The 15,191-nt window shown below is 72.5% G+C and carries 12 protein-coding genes; 3 read left to right on the top strand and 9 right to left on the bottom strand.

What is annotated here, in order from left to right; all coding sequences use genetic code 11:
- Positions 1-29: 29 nt before the first annotated feature.
- Both ACZ4QV_RS20930 and ACZ4QV_RS20925 read right to left on the bottom strand, forming a co-directional pair.
- Positions 30-1,340, bottom strand: a complete 1,311-nt coding sequence (locus tag ACZ4QV_RS20930; RefSeq protein ID WP_361150513.1) for an ABC transporter ATP-binding protein — start codon at positions 1,338-1,340, stop codon at positions 30-32.
- A gap of 103 nt (positions 1,341-1,443) precedes the next feature.
- Positions 1,444-3,177, bottom strand: a complete 1,734-nt coding sequence (locus ACZ4QV_RS20925; RefSeq protein WP_467763228.1) for an ABC transporter permease — start codon at positions 3,175-3,177, stop codon at positions 1,444-1,446.
- Between the two features lie 512 nt (positions 3,178-3,689).
- On the opposite strand from ACZ4QV_RS20925, the gene ACZ4QV_RS20920 reads away from it, so the two are divergent.
- Positions 3,690-3,872 carry a hypothetical protein gene (locus tag ACZ4QV_RS20920; RefSeq protein ID WP_361150518.1) on the top strand — a complete coding sequence of 61 codons (183 nt, stop codon included), beginning with the start codon at positions 3,690-3,692 and terminating at the stop codon, positions 3,870-3,872.
- A gap of 96 nt (positions 3,873-3,968) precedes the next feature.
- On the opposite strand, the gene ACZ4QV_RS20915 is transcribed toward ACZ4QV_RS20920, so the two are convergent.
- The 3 genes from ACZ4QV_RS20915 to ACZ4QV_RS20905 all read right to left on the bottom strand — a co-directional run bounded on the left by ACZ4QV_RS20915 (position 3,969) and on the right by ACZ4QV_RS20905 (position 7,220).
- Positions 3,969-5,024, bottom strand: coding sequence for a chitinase (locus ACZ4QV_RS20915; protein ID WP_361588774.1), 1,056 nt, complete (start codon positions 5,022-5,024; stop codon positions 3,969-3,971).
- 235 nt (positions 5,025-5,259) lie between these two features.
- Positions 5,260-6,594, bottom strand: coding sequence for an MFS transporter (locus ACZ4QV_RS20910; protein ID WP_361588772.1), 1,335 nt, complete (start codon positions 6,592-6,594; stop codon positions 5,260-5,262).
- Complete coding sequence (locus ACZ4QV_RS20905; RefSeq protein ID WP_361588770.1) at positions 6,591-7,220, bottom strand: ArsR/SmtB family transcription factor; 630 nt, start codon at positions 7,218-7,220, stop codon at positions 6,591-6,593. Before ACZ4QV_RS20905 ends, ACZ4QV_RS20910 begins: the two co-directional genes overlap by 4 nt.
- Before the next feature lie 261 nt (positions 7,221-7,481).
- On the opposite strand from ACZ4QV_RS20905, the gene ACZ4QV_RS20900 reads away from it, so the two are divergent.
- Positions 7,482-9,848 (top strand): HelD family protein, encoded by a 2,367-nt coding sequence (locus ACZ4QV_RS20900; protein WP_361588826.1) that lies wholly within the window; start codon positions 7,482-7,484, stop codon positions 9,846-9,848.
- A gap of 164 nt (positions 9,849-10,012) precedes the next feature.
- A complete protein-coding gene (locus tag ACZ4QV_RS20895) occupies positions 10,013-10,999 on the top strand; it encodes an alpha/beta fold hydrolase (RefSeq protein WP_361588768.1) in 987 nt (328 codons plus the stop codon).
- A 30-nt stretch (positions 11,000-11,029) separates the two neighbouring features.
- On the opposite strand, the gene ACZ4QV_RS20890 is transcribed toward ACZ4QV_RS20895, so the two are convergent.
- From ACZ4QV_RS20890 to ACZ4QV_RS20875, 4 genes are all read right to left on the bottom strand, one after another.
- Positions 11,030-11,824 (bottom strand): SDR family oxidoreductase, encoded by a 795-nt coding sequence (locus tag ACZ4QV_RS20890; RefSeq protein WP_361588766.1) that lies wholly within the window; start codon positions 11,822-11,824, stop codon positions 11,030-11,032.
- A 142-nt stretch (positions 11,825-11,966) separates the two neighbouring features.
- Positions 11,967-12,767 carry a carbohydrate ABC transporter permease gene (locus ACZ4QV_RS20885; RefSeq protein ID WP_361151076.1) on the bottom strand — a complete coding sequence of 267 codons (801 nt, stop codon included), beginning with the start codon at positions 12,765-12,767 and terminating at the stop codon, positions 11,967-11,969.
- Between the two features lie 21 nt (positions 12,768-12,788).
- Complete coding sequence (locus ACZ4QV_RS20880) at positions 12,789-13,748, bottom strand: carbohydrate ABC transporter permease (protein ID WP_467763227.1); 960 nt, start codon at positions 13,746-13,748, stop codon at positions 12,789-12,791.
- Complete coding sequence (locus tag ACZ4QV_RS20875; protein ID WP_361150532.1) at positions 13,745-15,094, bottom strand: ABC transporter substrate-binding protein; 1,350 nt, start codon at positions 15,092-15,094, stop codon at positions 13,745-13,747. The genes ACZ4QV_RS20880 and ACZ4QV_RS20875 overlap by 4 nt, the downstream gene beginning before the upstream one ends.
- Positions 15,095-15,191 lie beyond the last annotated feature (97 nt).

The raw sequence follows: 15,191 nt of genomic DNA, 5'->3' as shown, positions 1-15,191 counted from the left end.
ACCGCCTGGCGTCCTGGGCGTCCGTGGGGCTAGGCGGCGTTCGCGGGGCGGTGCTCGGCGGGCAGCAGCAGGACGCGGTCGTCGGCGTCGTACTCGTACAGCTCGGCGTAGCGGCCCCAGGTGACCGCCGTGGCGAGCTGCCGGCGCGCGGCGTGCTCGGGGACGTGGCCGCAGAGCCGGCCGACCAGGTACGGCTCGCGCAGCCGACCGCTCGCCGAGGCCAGCAGGAGCGTGCGGATGGTGGCGACGAGCGGGACGTTGGCGAGTGCGGCGGCCGCGAACAGGTGCTTGCGCGGGAGGATGTCGGCGCGCGCGAAGCCGCGGCCGGTCACCGTGAGGTGCAGCCGGTTGGCGGTGACCTTGGCGTAGCCGAGCAACTGGGCCGCTTCGACCAGCGGCATCAGGTCGTCGACCTCGTACGACAGCGCGTCGGCCAGCGCCGCCAGGTCCATCGAACCGCCGCGGGTGTCCAGGAACTCCAGCAGACCGGTCAGGGCCTCCACGGAGGCGTCCGGCAGCGGCCCGGCGGCCCGCAGCGGGTCCTGGGCGACCGCGTCGTCGGGCGCGGCCGCGGTGCGCCGGCCGGTCAGCGCTTCGTACGCGTCCTCGACCAGGGCCTCGAAGCCCGGGTCGCGGCGGTCGCGCGGGCGCGGCAGGGCGACGCGCAGCTCGGCCTTGACGCGGCCCGGGGCGGTGTCGAGCACCAGGATCCGGTCGGCGAGCTGGACGGCCTCCTCGATGGAGTGGGTGACCAGCAGGGCGGTGCGGGTGGGGGAGTCGGGGTGGGCGAGCAGGTCCAGCAGCTCGTTGCGCAGGGTCTGCGCGGTCAGCACGTCCAGGGCCGAGAACGGCTCGTCCATCAGCAGCACGTCCGGCTCGACGACCAGGGCACGGGCGAAGCCGACCCGCTGCCGCATCCCGCCGGACAGCTCCTTGGGGTAGGCGTTCTCGAAACCGTCCAGGCCGACCATGTCGATGGCGCGCAGCGCCCGGCCCCGCCGTTCGACGGCGTGCACGCCCCGGGCCTGGAGGCCGAGTTCGACGTTCTGCTGCACCGTCAGCCACGGCATCAGGGCGAAGGACTGGAACAGCATCGCCGTGCCGGGGTTCGGGCCGGTGACCGGCTTCTCGCGGTAGTGGACGGTGCCGCCGGAGGGCGCGAGCAGTCCGGCGACGTGGCGCAGCAGCGTCGACTTGCCCGAGCCGGACTTGCCGAGCAGGGCGATGACCTCGCCCTCGTACAGGTCGAAGGTCACGTCGTCGAGGACCGGCAGGACACCGCCGGAGGGGCCGGGGAAGGTCTTGCGGAGGTTGCGGACGCTGATGACGGAGGTGTTCATGGTGAGGCTCCGAGGTGGTGAAGTGGTGAAGTGGGGAGGTGGCCGACGGCGGGGCGGGGCCGGGCGGGGCCGTTGGCCGGGTGCGGCCGGGCCGCGCGCACCGCTACAGCGCGCAGCGCTTCATCGCGAAGCGGTACAGCCGCCGCCAGAACAGCCGGTTGATGACGACGACGTAGACGCTCATCAGGACGGCGCCGAGGAAGTTGCGGGCGAAGTCGCCGTCGGTGGTGGCCTGCTGGATGTACGCGCCGATGCCGAACGCGGTGAGCGTGGTGGTGCCGTAACTGACGGTCTCCGCCTGGATCGAGGCGTTCCAGGCACCGCCCGACGCGGTCAGCGCCCCGGTGACGTAGGAGGGGAAGACGGCCGGCAGGATCAGCTTCCGCCAGCGCAGCCACCCGCGCAGCCCCAGGTCGGCGGCGGCCTCGCGCAGGTCGCCGGGGATGGCGCCGGCCCCCGCGATGACGTTGAACAGCACGTACCACTGGGCGCCCAGCGCCATCAGCACGATGCAGCCCCAGTTCAGCGAGATGCCGGAGGCGCCGAGCACCACCACCGCGAGCGGGAAGACGAAGTTGGTCGGGAAGGAGGCCAGGACCTGCACGACCGGCTGGGCGATCCGGTTGACCTTGGGATTCATCCCGATCCAGGCACCGACGGGCACCCACACCACGGTCGAGAAGGCGACCAGCAGCAGCACCCGGCCGTAGGTGACCAGCGCCAGCAGCGCGTCGTGGCCGATCTCCGGCAGCGGCACGTGCGCCAGGACGTAGGAGAAGGCCTTCCAGACGATGGCCGCGACGGCCGCGGTGTAGAGCACGGTGAAGGCGATGTCGGCCGCCCTGCGGCGCGCGGCGTCGTGCCGCAGCCGTCCGCGGCCGGTGCCCAGCACCCGCATGGCACGGTCCAGCCGCTCACCGGCCGGGCGCAGGGCACGCGCCAGGTGACCGGGCAGGGTGGAGCGGCGCAGCAGTTCCAGGAACCAACTGCGCGGCTGCTCGGCGATCTCGCACTCCTCGGTGCGGAACCGCTCGGCCCAGGCCGTCAGCGGCCGCCAGAAGAAGAAGTTGACCGACACCACCGTCACGATCATCACGACGACGGCCAGCGCGACCCGGGTGCCTTCGCCGTCGTCCAGGGCCTGGGCCACGTACGAGCCGATGCCCGGCAGGGCGTTGTCACGGTGGTTGACGCTGATCGTCTCGGAGGCGCTGAGCGCGAACCAGGCGGCACCGAAACTGATCATGCCGTTCCAGACCTGGGAGATCATGCCGCTGGGCACGTCCAGCTTCCAGAACCGCTGCCAGCGGATGAGCCCCATCAGCCGGGCCGCCTCGTCCAGCTCCCGGGGCTGGGTGGCGAGCGACTGGTAGAAGGCCAGTGCCATGTTCCACACCAGCGCGGTGAAGACGGCGAAGACCGAGGCGCACTCCAGGCCCAGTGTGGAGTGCGGGAACAGGGCGACGAAGCCGGTGACGGTGATGCTGAGGAAGGTCAGGACCGGTACGGACTGCAGGATGTCGATCGCCGGGACGATCACCTTGGCGGCCCGCCGGGACCGCGCGGCCCAGGTGCCGAACACGAAGGTGAAGAGCACCGCGGGCACCAGTCCGGCGAACATCCGCAGGACGGAACGCGCCGCGTAGTACGGCAGATTTCCGGGGTCGGTGGAGACGGCCGGCGGATTTCCGGGGCGGAAAGGCTGGTCGGTGGTGGCCCCGACCCGGGCCACGAGGTAAAAGAGCGCGACGACGCCGCAGATGATGAAGAGATCCACGGGGCGCATTCGGGCAGCGCGCATCGCGCCGCCGGACGGGAACTGGCGGAGTTTCGTCATGGAGGTACCCGAGAGAATTCGTGCGGGCAGGCCGGCGCGGCGGCGAAGCGGGTCGCCGCGGGGCGGGCGCGCTGCCCGGCAGACGGACGCCGCGGGCCGTACGGCCCGGTCAGCGGGGAGGGCGGCCAGCGGGACTGGGAGGATCGCCGTACTGCACAACGACCACCTCCTCGAATTCTTGGGCACGGGGCGTCACGGCCTCGAACGGTCGGCGCCGAAAAGAATGATGGCACGCAATGCGCGGCATGGTCAAAAACTTGCGCGAGATTTCCGGAAAGCTGAAAGCCTCTTCAGGAAATCGGTGACCGACGGCCCTGGGGAAGGTTCGGGGAAAGGAATCCGTAATTTCTGAGGAGGCGTTCAGGATTCGCCTGGCGGCGGGTTCGGGAAATTCTGAAGACGCGTTCAGAATTCGCCTGCGCGGGTCCTGGTCCTCCGCGCGGGGGCCGGGCCGGACCCGGACCGGCCCCCGGGGCGCCGGCGACCTCGCGGGTGATGGGACAATGGCGGGGATGATTAAGGAAGACCACCGCAGCGAGAACCAGACCGACCCGGCCGCCTCCGAGGACGCCGAGGCGGACACCGTACGGCGGCAGGCCCGGCTGACCCTGGCGGGTCAGGCCCGTGACGCCGACGAGCTGAAGATGCTCCTGGAGATGCTGGGCCTGCACCCCTCCCAGGAGGGCGAGAGCTGAGCGTCCCAGGGGAGCGGGAGCTGAGCGGGTACGCGGGCGGGCCCGGTCCGGTGACCGGGCCCGCCCGCGTACCGTCCGCCCGGCGCGCTGCGGGGATCAGCGTCCCTGTAGCGCCTTGACGTTGTTGCCGAACGACCACGCCTTCGAGCCGTCCCAGTTCAGCGACCAGGTCATCAGGCCCTTGAGCCCGCCCCGATAGGTGTTCCACGCCTGGCTGACCAGCCCCGGCGACATGTAGCCGCCGCCCGCGCCCGGCTGCGCCGGCAGGCCGGGGACCTGCTTGTCGTAGGGGACCTTGATGGTCGTGCCCTGGATGACGAGCCCCTTGTTCAGGCAGTCCGTCTGCTTCGTGAAGCCCTGGACGGTGCCGGCGGAGTACGCGTCGCCGGAGCAGCCGTACATGCTCCCGTTGTAGTACTGCATGTTGAGCCACCAGAGGCGGCCGTTGTCCGCGTACTTCTTCACGATGGGCAGGTACGCGCCCCAGATCGAGCCGTAGGTCACGCTGCCGCCGGTGACGTACGCGGTCTCCGGGGCCATCGTCAGGCCGAAGTTCGCGGGCATCCTGGCGAGTACGCCGTCGATGATGCGGATCAGGTTGGCCTGCGAGGCCGAGAGGGTGTTGATGGTGCCGCTGCCGGTGAGGCCGGTCTCGATGTCGATGTCGATGCCGTCGAAGTTGTACTTCTTCAGGATCGGCACCACCGTCTCCACGAACCGGTCGGCGACCTTGGCGGAGCTGAGGTCGATGCCGGCCGCGGCGCCGCCGATGGACATCAGGATCGTCTGGCCCGCCGCCTTGGCCTCGCACATCTCGGCGGGCGTCGCGACCTTCACGGTCGCGTCCATGCCGTCCTCCCACAGGACCGTGCCGTCCGAGCGGATGACGGGGAAGGCGGCGTTGAGCACGTTGTAGCCGTGCGCGCCGATACGGGAGTCGGTGATCGGGGTCCAGCCGAACGGCGGGTGGACGCCGTTGGCCGCGCCGTCCCAGTTCTCCCAGTAGCCCTGGAGCACCTTGCCCGCGGGCTTGGACTTGATCGGACAGGTGGTCTCCCGTGGTGCGGCGCTCGGCGCCGCGGCGGTCAGCAGTGGGACGGCGCAGGCCGTCGCCAGGCCGATGCCGAGCAGGCGGGACGCCCGACCGAACATGGGGTGCTCCTTTCCGGCCGTGGCCGGGGGGACTGAGGAGGGGGAGCGGTGGAGCGCGGGGGAGGAACGCGTGGTGCCGGTGGTGCGCGGGGGGTGATGGAGGCACTGCACGGTGCGTTGCCCGAACCGTAGGGTGACCCAGGGAGGCCGTCAATAGGTCTGGACCAACTCGGTACGGGGCGCACGCGATACGGAGGCGTGGGTGATACGGGGGCGGGCGCGCCGCCCCCGTACGTCACGACCGGGGCAGCGCCGGCTCTCCCTCACCCTCGGCCGGAGACCCGTCGCCCCCGTCGTCCTCGGCCTGCGGCTCCTGACGGGACGTCGGCAGGTCACGGGCCCGCCGGAGCGGCGAGCAGAGCAGGAACACGGCGGCCAGCGGAATCCCCGCGGTGGTGATCCAGATGGCCGCGCGCAGCCCGAGCGCGGAGCCGAGCGCACCGCCGAGCAGCGCGCCGAGCGGAATCGTGCCGTAACCGAGGAAGGTCGAACCGGCGGTGACCCGGCCGAGCAACTGCGGCGGGCAGTACCGCTGTTGGAAGCCAGCCTTGATCACGTTCCCGGCCACCACCCCGGCCGAGACGCAGCAGCCGCCCGCGATGAAGAACACCACCCCGGCGCCGTCCGTGGTCAGCGGGATCAGCAGCGCGAACAGCGCCAGGCCGAACTCGAACAGCAGCGTCGCGCGGGCCGTCCCGACCCGTACGGCGGCCCGGCGGGCGAGGAAGGCGCCCACCACGCCCCCGGCCCCGGTCGCCGCGACCAGACCGCCGACCACCGCGGGGGACAGGCCGACGGTCTGGACGAGGAAGATCACCAGGACGGCCTGGTACCCCATCAGGGCCAGGTTGGAGGCGGCGCCGAACAGGGTCAGCGTACGGAGCCAGGGATCGCCCGCGATCAGCCGCAGCCCTTCGCCGACCTCGCCGACGAGTGCGCCGGGGCGCCGTTCCGTCCGCTCGGCGCGGGGCTCGCGGTGCCGGATGCCCGACAGGCACAGCAGCGCGACGAGGAAGGTCGCGGCCTGGGCGAACATCCCGTTGACCGCCCCCGCCGCCTGCGTGATCAGACCGCCGGAGCCCTGCCCGGCGACCTGCGCGGCGGACGCGCTGCCGTGCAGCTTGGCGTTGCCCTCGGCCTGGTCGTCGGGGGCCAGGATGCTGGGCAGGTAGGCGGTGTAGGCGGTCTGGAAGAAGACCGTCGCCGTACCCGTCAGCAGGGCGACGGCCAGCAGCAGGCCCGTACTCAGCCACCCGCACCACGCGGCCACCGGCACACTGGCGAACAGGACGCACGAGACCGCGGCGGCGGTCAGCATGACCGGCCGGCGCCGCAGCCGGTCCACCCAGGCGCCCACCGGCAGACCGATGACCAGCCAGGGCAGCCAGGCGGCGGCGCTCAGCATCCCCACCTCGAAGGCCCCGGCGTGCAGGGTGGACACGGCGACCAGCGGCATCGCCACTCCGGTCACCGAGGCGCCGAACTTGCCGGCGGTCTCGCCGCACCACAGCAGCCGGAAGTCGCGGTGGCGCCGCAGCAGGCTGCCGCGCCGCTCGGTGTTCCGCTTCACGCGTCGCCCCGCTCTCTGCGCGGGAAGGACTGGAGCTGTACGACGACGGGGAGCGCGTCCGGCGCGGCCTCGGCGTCCGGCGCGGGGGTGTGGCGCGCGACGACCTCGAACAGTTCGGCGTTCAGTGCCTTGAGCTGCGCGGGGGACAGCCGCAGGTCGTGCCAGTCCGCGACGGTGCCCGCCTGCCGCCAGGTCTGGTCCCATTCCTCGGCGACGTAGTCCGTGACGCGGTTGAAGTACTGCTGCACCAGTTCATGCAGATAGACGGAGAGAGCGCCCCGGGAATCGGGATCGTCGTGGAAGTCGGCGGTATGGAGATCGTTGGTGACATCGACCCGTTTCCACCAGCGCTCGCGTTTGGTGCCGCGTCCGGTCTCCTCCTCGATGAAGCCGTGTTCGGCGAGATGGCGCAGGTGCCAGCTGATGGTGCCGGTGTTCTCCCCGAGGCGTTCGGAGAGCCGGGCGGAGGTGGCCGGGCCGTCGAGGGTGAGCAGTTCGAAGATGCGCATCCGCAGCGGGTGGGCGAGCCCGCGCAGACTGCGGGCGTCCAGGCGGCGGGCGGGGCGGGCGTGCGCGGGGCCGGTGGCGGCGCTGTGCTCCGGGGCGGGTCGGGGCTGGTCGGACATGGCAGCAGCATAGGTTGCAGAGGTTTCTCTGCACAGAGGTTGCAGAGAAACCTCTGCAAGTTTCGGATGGGCGCTCAGGGTGCTGTGTGCCGTGGGGGCTGAACGTGGGCCTTCGCGCCCATAAAAAAACCCGGTCCGCATTGGCGGCCGGGGTGAATCTCTGGGTATATTGGGCGTTTGCATGTCTGGGTAATTCTTCAATACATGACTAGCCACTAGAGAACACGGTATCGGAGCGGAGCTGAATTGTCAAACGAGGAATTGCGGCAGGAGCAGGAATTCACCGATCTGCTCTACGGGCGCCTCGCCGAACTGCGGGCCGGGGCCGAGTCCGCCGTCCAGCGCGCGCTGCCGCTGGAGGGGAACAACTTCCAGGCACGGCTGGAACGCGATGTGACGGTCGCCGAACAGTCCGGGCTGCTGGCCGCCCTCGACGCGGGGGAGAACGGCCTGTGCTTCGGCCGCCTCGCGTTCCGTGACGGCGCCGACCACCACATCGGCCGTATCGGCATCCGCCGCGACGACGCCGACCGCACGCCGATGGTCGTCGACTGGCGGGCCGACGTCGCCCGCCCCTTCTACCTCGCCACCGGCCACACCCCCATGGGCCTGCGCCGCCGGCGCCACATCACCACCCAGGGGCGGCAGGTCACCGCCCTGCACGACGAGATCCTGGACCTCACCGACGCCGAACGCACCGGCCACGAGGGCTCCGACGCGGACGCCGTGCTGCTGGCCGCGCTCGACGCCGCCCGCACCGGCCGGATGCACGACATCGTGCAGACCATCCAGGCCGAACAGGACCGGATCATCCGCGCCCCGCACCACGGCGTCATGGTCGTGGAAGGCGGCCCCGGCACCGGCAAGACCGCCGTCGCCCTGCACCGCGCCGCGTACCTGCTGTACGCGCACCGCGAGCAGCTCGCCCGCCGCGCCGTGCTGATCGTCGGCCCCAACCCGGCCTTCCTCGGCTACATCGAGGAGGTGCTGCCCTCGCTCGGCGAGACGGGCGTCCTGCTCGCCACCCCCGCCGAACTGTTCCCCGGCGTCACCGCGACCGGCACCGACACCGCACGCGCCGCCGAGGTCAAGGGCAGTGCGGCGATGGCGGACGCGCTGGCGCGGTTCGTACGCGACCGGCAGGCCCTGCCCGACCCCGCCCTCGTCATCGACCACGAGGACGGCGAACTGCTGCTGGACGCGGACATCGCGGCCGCCGCCCGGGAACACGCGCGCACCACCCGGCTGCCGCACAACCTCGCCCGCCCCTACTTCGCCTTCCACGTCATCGACGCGCTCACCGCTCAGCTTGCCGACCGGATCGGCGCCGACCCGTACGGCGGGCCCAACCTCCTCGGCCCGGACGACGTCGCCCAGCTCGGCAAGGCGGTCGCGGCCAGCCCCGACGTGCACGCCGCGATCCAGGAGCTGTGGCCCGAACTCACCCCGCAGCAACTGGTCGCCGACTTCCTCGCCGCCCCCGTCCACCTCCCGGACGCCGACGCGGACGCCATCCGGCGGTCCAACGGCCACCACGGCCCCTGGCCGGAGGAGGACGTCTGGACGCCCGCGGACGTCCCGCTGCTGGACGAGGCCGCCGAACTCCTCGGCGAGGACGACTCCGCGGCCCGCGCCGCCCAGGAGGCGGAACGCCAGGAGCGCATCAAGTACGCGCAGGGCGTGCTCGACCTCTCCTACGGCTCCCGCACCCAGGAGTTCGAGGACAAGGACGACGAGGACTCCGAGGTGCTGGCCGCGCACGACCTCATCGACGCGGACCGGCTCGCGGACCGGCAGGAGGAGGCCGACCACCGCAGCGCCGCGGAACGGGCCGCGGCCGACCGCACCTGGGCCTTCGGCCACATCATCGTGGACGAGGCGCAGGAACTGTCCGCGATGATGTGGCGGCTGCTGATGCGCCGCTGCCCGACCCGCTCCATGACGCTGGTCGGCGACCCGGCCCAGACCGCGGAACCGGGCGGCTGCGGCGCCTGGGAGTCGATCCTCGCCCCGTACGTGGACGACCGCTGGGAACTGGTCCGGCTGGGCGTCAACTACCGCACCCCCAGCGAGATCATGGACATCGCGGCCGAGGTGCCCCGCGCCGCGGACGCCTCCTTCGAGCCGCCGCGTTCCATCCGCTCCACCGGCGTACGGCCCTGGGCCCTCGCCACCACCGCCGACGACCTGCCGCGGGCGGTCGCCGACGCGGTCGTACGGGAGACGGCCGACGGCTCCCGGTCCCGTCCGGCGGAAGCGGGGGAGGGCGGCGACGGGGGTACGGCGGAAGGCGGCCCCGGGGAGGGCCGGCTCGCGGTCATCGCCCCGCGGGCCCACCACCCGGCCCTGGCCGCCGCGCTCTCCGCCGCCCTGCCGGACGTGTCCACCGGCGCGGACCTCGACCTGACCCGCCCGGTCGTCCTGCTCGACCCCCGGCAGGCCAAGGGCCTGGAGTTCGACACCGTGCTCGTGGTCGAACCGGCCGGGTTCGGGACCAGTGACCTGTACGTCGCCCTCACCAGGGCGACACAGCGGCTGGGCGTGGTGCACACCGGGACGCTGCCGGCGGCGCTGCGGTCCCTGGCGGGGGCGGCCACGGAGTCCGAGGCGGCCGCCTCGGACCGCTGACCGCGCGGTACGGGGGGCGCCGCACACCCGGTGCGGCGCCCCCCGCACCCGCCCTCTTTGCCGAACCGGCAAAAAGCCTGGGGGGAAGGGCCGCCCGTCACGGATGATCGCGGAAGCGGCGCAGCGGAACCGGCGCCGTCCGCCGACCGAGCGAGGAGCCCGTGATGCACCAGCGCACCGACACACTGCCCCCTGTCCAGCACCGGACGGTGGAAGTCCCCGGCGGGCGCATCCATGCGGTCGAGCAGGGCACCGGCCCCCTGGTGCTGCTGCTCCACGGCTTCCCCGAGACCTGCCGCTCCTGGTGCCACCAGCTCCCGGCGCTGGCCGCTGCGGGCTTCCGCGCGGTCGCCGTCGACGTGCGCGGTTACGGGCGCTCCTCGAAGCCCGCCGATGTCGCGGCGTACCGGATGACGGCGCACGTCGCCGACAACGTCGCGGTCGTGCACGCCCTGGGGGAGCGGACCGCGACCGTCGTCGGCCACGACTGGGGCGCCACCATCGCCGCGAACACCGCACTGACCGAGCCCGAAACGTTCACCGCCGTCGGACTCCTCGGCGTGCCCTACGCGCCCCGCAACGGCGTCCGGCCGTCGGACGTCTTCGCCATGATGGGCGGCGACGAAGAGGTCTACGTCAGCTACTTCCAGAAGCCGGGCCGCGCGGAAGCGGAGATCGAGCCCGACGTACGCGGCTGGCTGGCGGGCTGCTACGCCAGCCTGTCCGCCGACACCATGGGCCCCGGAGCCGTCCCGAGCTGCTTCTTCGTCCCGCCGGGCAAGAAGATGTCCGACCGGTTCGTCCGCGGTGTCCGCCCGGCCTGGCTCAGTGAGGACGAATTCGACGCGATGGTGGAGGAGTTCGAGCGTACGGGCCTCACCGGCGGGCTCAACCGCTACCGCAACGCCGACCGGGACTGGGAGGACCTCGCCGCCTGGGACGGCGCGCCGATCACCCAGCCCTCGCTGTACATCGGCGGCGACCGCGACGCTTCCACGACCTGGCTGGCCGACGCCATCGAGGCGTTCCCGAGCACGCTCCCCGGCCTGTCGGCCAACCACCTGCTGAAGAACTGCGGGCACTGGATCCAGCAGGAGCGACCCGAGGAGGTCAACCGGATCCTCGTCGAGTGGCTCCGCTCACTGGCCTGACGTTCCGGCGGTGCCCGCGCCGCCGGAACGTCACCGGGCGCTCGCCGTCGGCCGTACGACCAGTTCGTTCACGTCGACGTCCGCGGGCCGGCCGACCGCGAAGGCGATGGCGTCCGCCACCGCGGCGGCCGGCAGTGCCACCGCGCGGTAGGCCCGCATCGCCTGCCGGGCCAGGGGATCGCCGATGCCGTCCGCGAGTTCGGACTCGGTGACGCCGGGGGAGACGACGGTGACGCGGATGTCTCCCCCGGATTCCTGGCGCAGCCCCTCGGACAGGGCGCGCACCGCGAACTTCGTGGCGCAGTAGACCGCGGCGGTCGGCGACACCTCGTACGCGCCGACCGAGGCGATGTTCACGAAGTGCCCGCCGCCCTGCGCCCGCATCACGGGCAGGGCGGCGGCGATCCCGTGCAGCACGCCGCGGACGTTCACGTCGAGCATCCGGTCCCACTCCTCGGTCCGCAGCGCCTCCAGGGGCGACAGCGGCATCACACCGGCGTTGCTGACCAGGACGTCCACCCGTCCGTACGTGGCGTGCGTCGCGTCGACGAAGGACCGCACGTCGGCGGCGTCGGTGACGTCCAGACGCCGGTACGCCGCCGAGCCGCCCGCGTCGCCGATCCGGCCGGCCAGCTCCGCCAGCCGGTCGGTGCGGCGGGCGCCGAGGAAGACGCGGTGCCCGTCGGCGGCCAGCCGTCGCGCGGTGGCCGCGCCGATGCCGCTGCTCGCGCCGGTGATCAGGACGGCCTTGCCGTCCGCGCCCCCTCGGGTGCCGGCGCCGGGAGCCGGGCCGGTGCGCGTGGGCACGGAGGTGTTCGCGTTCATGTCGTGTACTGCCTCTCGAAGCTGCTGTTCCGGGGCTCGATTGCCTGCTCTCCGAGGCTGGTCCACGGCGTACACCGCCACCAGGACGGACCGTGCCCGGGTGCCCCGTGCCCACCCTCGGCGCCGGTCCCGGTACGGCCCCTCAGCCCGCGGTCGCGGCGACGCCGCGCAGGAACAGACGCCGGAACATCACGAACAGCAGCAACGTGGGCAGCGACACGACGAGCGCACCGGCCAGCGCGACGGGCGGCCCCGCGGCGCTGTAGACGTCGTTGAGCGTGGTCAGGGTCGCCATCACGGGCTGGACACCCCGGCTGCGGCTGAGCGTGATGCCGAGGAGCAGGTCGTTCCACACGGCGGTGAACTGGAAGAGGAAGGCGGCACCCAACGCGGGCCGCACCAGCGGGACATGGATGCGCCAGAAGATCCGCCGGTGGGACGCGCCGTCCAGCATGGCCGACTCGGTCACCTCAGGAGGCATGGCGGCCAGTTGGTTGCGGACGAGGAAGAACGCGAAGGGCACGGCCCAGGCCGCGTACACGAGCAGCAGCCCCAGCCGGGTGTCGTACAGGCCGGTGTCGGCGTAGAGCCCGAAGAGCGGCGCGAGGAACATCTGGAGCGGGAAGAGCGTCCCGGAGTAGACCAGCCAGAACCAGAACGCCGGCACCGGTACGGGCAGGATCACGACGGCGAACGCGGCCATGGCCGCGACCAGCACCGCGGCCGCGCCGCACACCGTCGCGTACAGCAGCGAGGTGGCGAAGCTGTCCCCGATCCCCGCCGTGCTCCATGCGGTCCCCAGGTTCTCCAGCACGGCGAAGCCCTGCGGCGTCCACTCCGGCCGTCCCGCGTAACGCCCGGCCGGAGTCGCGAGGTTGACCACCAGCAGCCAGAGCGGAACCGTCCAGAGCACGACACACCCGACGACGAACCCCACCCGCATCGCCCGTACCGCCACGGTGGTTCACCGCCTCCCGCCGGGTACGTCCGGCATCCGGCGCCGCAGATACGCCCACGAGGCGGCCACCACGACCACCGAGAGCACCACGGCGATCGCGGAGCCGTACCCGACGTGGAAGAGCCGGAACGCCTCGCGGTACATGGTCAGCGCCAGGGTCTCGGAGGACCGGGAGGGACCGCCCTTGGTCAGGATGTAGACCAGGTCGAACGCCTTCAGCCCGTTGACGATCGCCATGCCGACCGCCACGACCGTCACGGCCCGTAGCTGGGGGAGAGTGATGTGCCGGAACATCCGCCACCCGCGGGCGCCGTCCAGCTCGGCGGCCTCCACGATCTCCCGGGGCACGGCCCGCAGCCCCAGCGAGAACAGCACCACGTCGAGTCCGGCGGCCTGCCAGGTCGCGGCGACGATCATCGACAGGGTGTTGTACGGCCACTCCAGCAGCCACGGCCTGGCCAGCCCGTCCAGGCCGAGGCCGCGCAGCACCTGGTTGACGGCGCCGTCCGAGGTCAGCAGGAAGCTCCACAGGACCGCGGTGGCGGGTCCGGAGACCACGAACGGCAGCACGATCACCAGCCGGGCCGCGCCGCCGAACCGCATCCGGTGGGTGGCGACCGCGATCAGCAGTCCCGCCAGAACGGGCAGCAGCAGCGTTCCGGCCACCCACAGCAGGGTGTTGACCAGCGCTCTGCCGAAGATCGGGTCGTCCGCCAGCCGTACGTAGTTGGCGAGTCCGGTGAAGCTCCGGGTGAATCCGTTGTCCTCGAAGAAGCTGCCGTAGACGCTGCGGGCGAACGGATACACCAGCAGCACACCGACGAGCGCGGCAGCCGGCAGGACCCACGGAATCCCCGGTGGCGGCCCGCCGCACCGGACCGCCACGGCACCCGCCCGGCCGGGCCTACGGCGCGGAAGCCGACGTGGCACCCGTCGCGGCGCGACCGCCGCACGACCCCGGCTCATGCGCGCTCGTCCTCCCGCCACACCCGCCACGCCTCGTCCGCCCGCTCCTGCACGGTCCGCAGCACCGTCCGGTACGAGGACGGATCGAGCAGGAACCCGGCCAGATCGTCGACGACCGCCTCCACCAGCTCCGGCGGGCCCTGCTCCCAGAACCGGTTCAGCTTCCGCAGCCGCCCGTGGCGCACCGTACGCCCGATGTCCGCGATCAGCGGATCGGCGGGCGCGACGCGCGGGTTGGGACAGCCGTCCTTGAGCGTGTGGGCGAAGGCCCGCATGACCTCGGGGTGCAGCCAGTACGCCGTCGCCCGGTGGGCCTCCGTACGGTCCGGCCCGCTGACCGTACGGACGAGGGCGGCCGACTCGAAGATCACACAGCGGCGGGCCCCCGGATCGGCCATCGGCAGGACGAAGGCGCCGATGCCCCGGCCGGGCCGCCCGCCCGCCGCGGCGAAGACCGGGCCGAAGAAGGTGCCGCCCGGCATCATGCCCAGCCTGCCGCGTACGACGTCGGCGGCCGCGTCGTTGTGGCTGGTGTCCAGGGGCGAGCACCAGCCGCGCTCGAAGAAGGACGCGATGGTCCGCAGGGCCCGCTCGGCACGCGGGTCGGTGTACCGCGCCCGCCCGTTCAGCACGTCCTCGTAGTACCGCGGATCCTGCCGGCTGAGCACCTCCATGAACCAGATGAACGCAGGCCAGCGCTGGTCCGTGGTGACGTGCAGGGGCGTCACGCCGGCCCGTCCGAGCCGCGCGCACGCGGCGAGGAAACCGTCCCAGGTCGTGGGCGCGGCGAGCCCGAGGTCCCGGAAGACCTCGGTGTTGTAGTAGAGGACCCAGTAGGCGAGGTTCATCGGCAGGCCGTAGACCCGGCGCCGGTGGGTGAAGGCGCCGCGGAGCGAGGGGTCCACCCAGCCCCGCGCGACCGCGCTGTCCCAGTGGGCGGTCAGATCGACGATGCCACCCGTACGGGCCAGATCCCGCAGCCGGTACCCGGACCAGTACTTGAGCAGGTCGGGCGCCTGGTCCGTCCGCAGCGACGACGTGACGACCTGCTCGAACGACTCCAGCGACGGAATGGCCTCCGGCACCAGCTCGACGCCCGCCACCTGCTTCATCCGGCGCCCGGCGGCGGCCATCGGCTTCAGCCACACCGCGCTGTCGCCGTGCACCGCCACCTGGCCGCGCGGCAGCCCCGCAGGGCCCCCGCAGGCGGTGACCGCCGCACCGGCCGCCGCCCCGAGAAGCAGCGCGCGCCGCCCGATCCCGCCGCCGGACGCCCGTGGCCCGTACGTCCCCGTCGGCCGGTCCGGCCCTTGCGCTCCATGCCGCGTGTGACCCCAGGTCGACACGGCTGCCCGCCTCCTCAGGCCGACACGCGCCCCTCGGCAGGGACGACACCGGTCGGCGTCGACATCCGCGGGTGGAGTGTCGTCACGCGGGCGCGAG

The sequence above is a fragment of the Streptomyces sp. NPDC026394 genome, from assembly GCF_055567735.1.
This window is presented reverse-complemented; position numbering and strand designations above follow the sequence as displayed.

Bases quoted from the DNA above. Each gene is read 5' to 3' on its own strand.
- ACZ4QV_RS20885 (WP_361151076.1), bottom strand. From the start codon at position 12,767: ATGCGGGTGGGGTTCGTCGTCGGGTGTGTCGTGCTCTGGACGGTTCCG.
- ACZ4QV_RS20915 (WP_361588774.1), bottom strand. From the start codon at position 5,024: ATGTTCGGTCGGGCGTCCCGCCTGCTCGGCATCGGCCTGGCGACGGCC.
- ACZ4QV_RS20925 (WP_467763228.1), bottom strand. From the start codon at position 3,177: ATGACGAAACTCCGCCAGTTCCCGTCCGGCGGCGCGATGCGCGCTGCC.
- ACZ4QV_RS20890 (WP_361588766.1), bottom strand. From the start codon at position 11,824: ATGAACGCGAACACCTCCGTGCCCACGCGCACCGGCCCGGCTCCCGGC.
- ACZ4QV_RS20880 (WP_467763227.1), bottom strand. From the start codon at position 13,748: ATGAGCCGGGGTCGTGCGGCGGTCGCGCCGCGACGGGTGCCACGTCGG.
- ACZ4QV_RS20905 (WP_361588770.1), bottom strand. From the start codon at position 7,220: ATGTCCGACCAGCCCCGACCCGCCCCGGAGCACAGCGCCGCCACCGGC.
- ACZ4QV_RS20895 (WP_361588768.1), top strand. From the start codon at position 10,013: ATGCACCAGCGCACCGACACACTGCCCCCTGTCCAGCACCGGACGGTG.
- ACZ4QV_RS20930 (WP_361150513.1), bottom strand. From the start codon at position 1,340: ATGAACACCTCCGTCATCAGCGTCCGCAACCTCCGCAAGACCTTCCCC.
- ACZ4QV_RS20920 (WP_361150518.1), top strand. From the start codon at position 3,690: ATGATTAAGGAAGACCACCGCAGCGAGAACCAGACCGACCCGGCCGCC.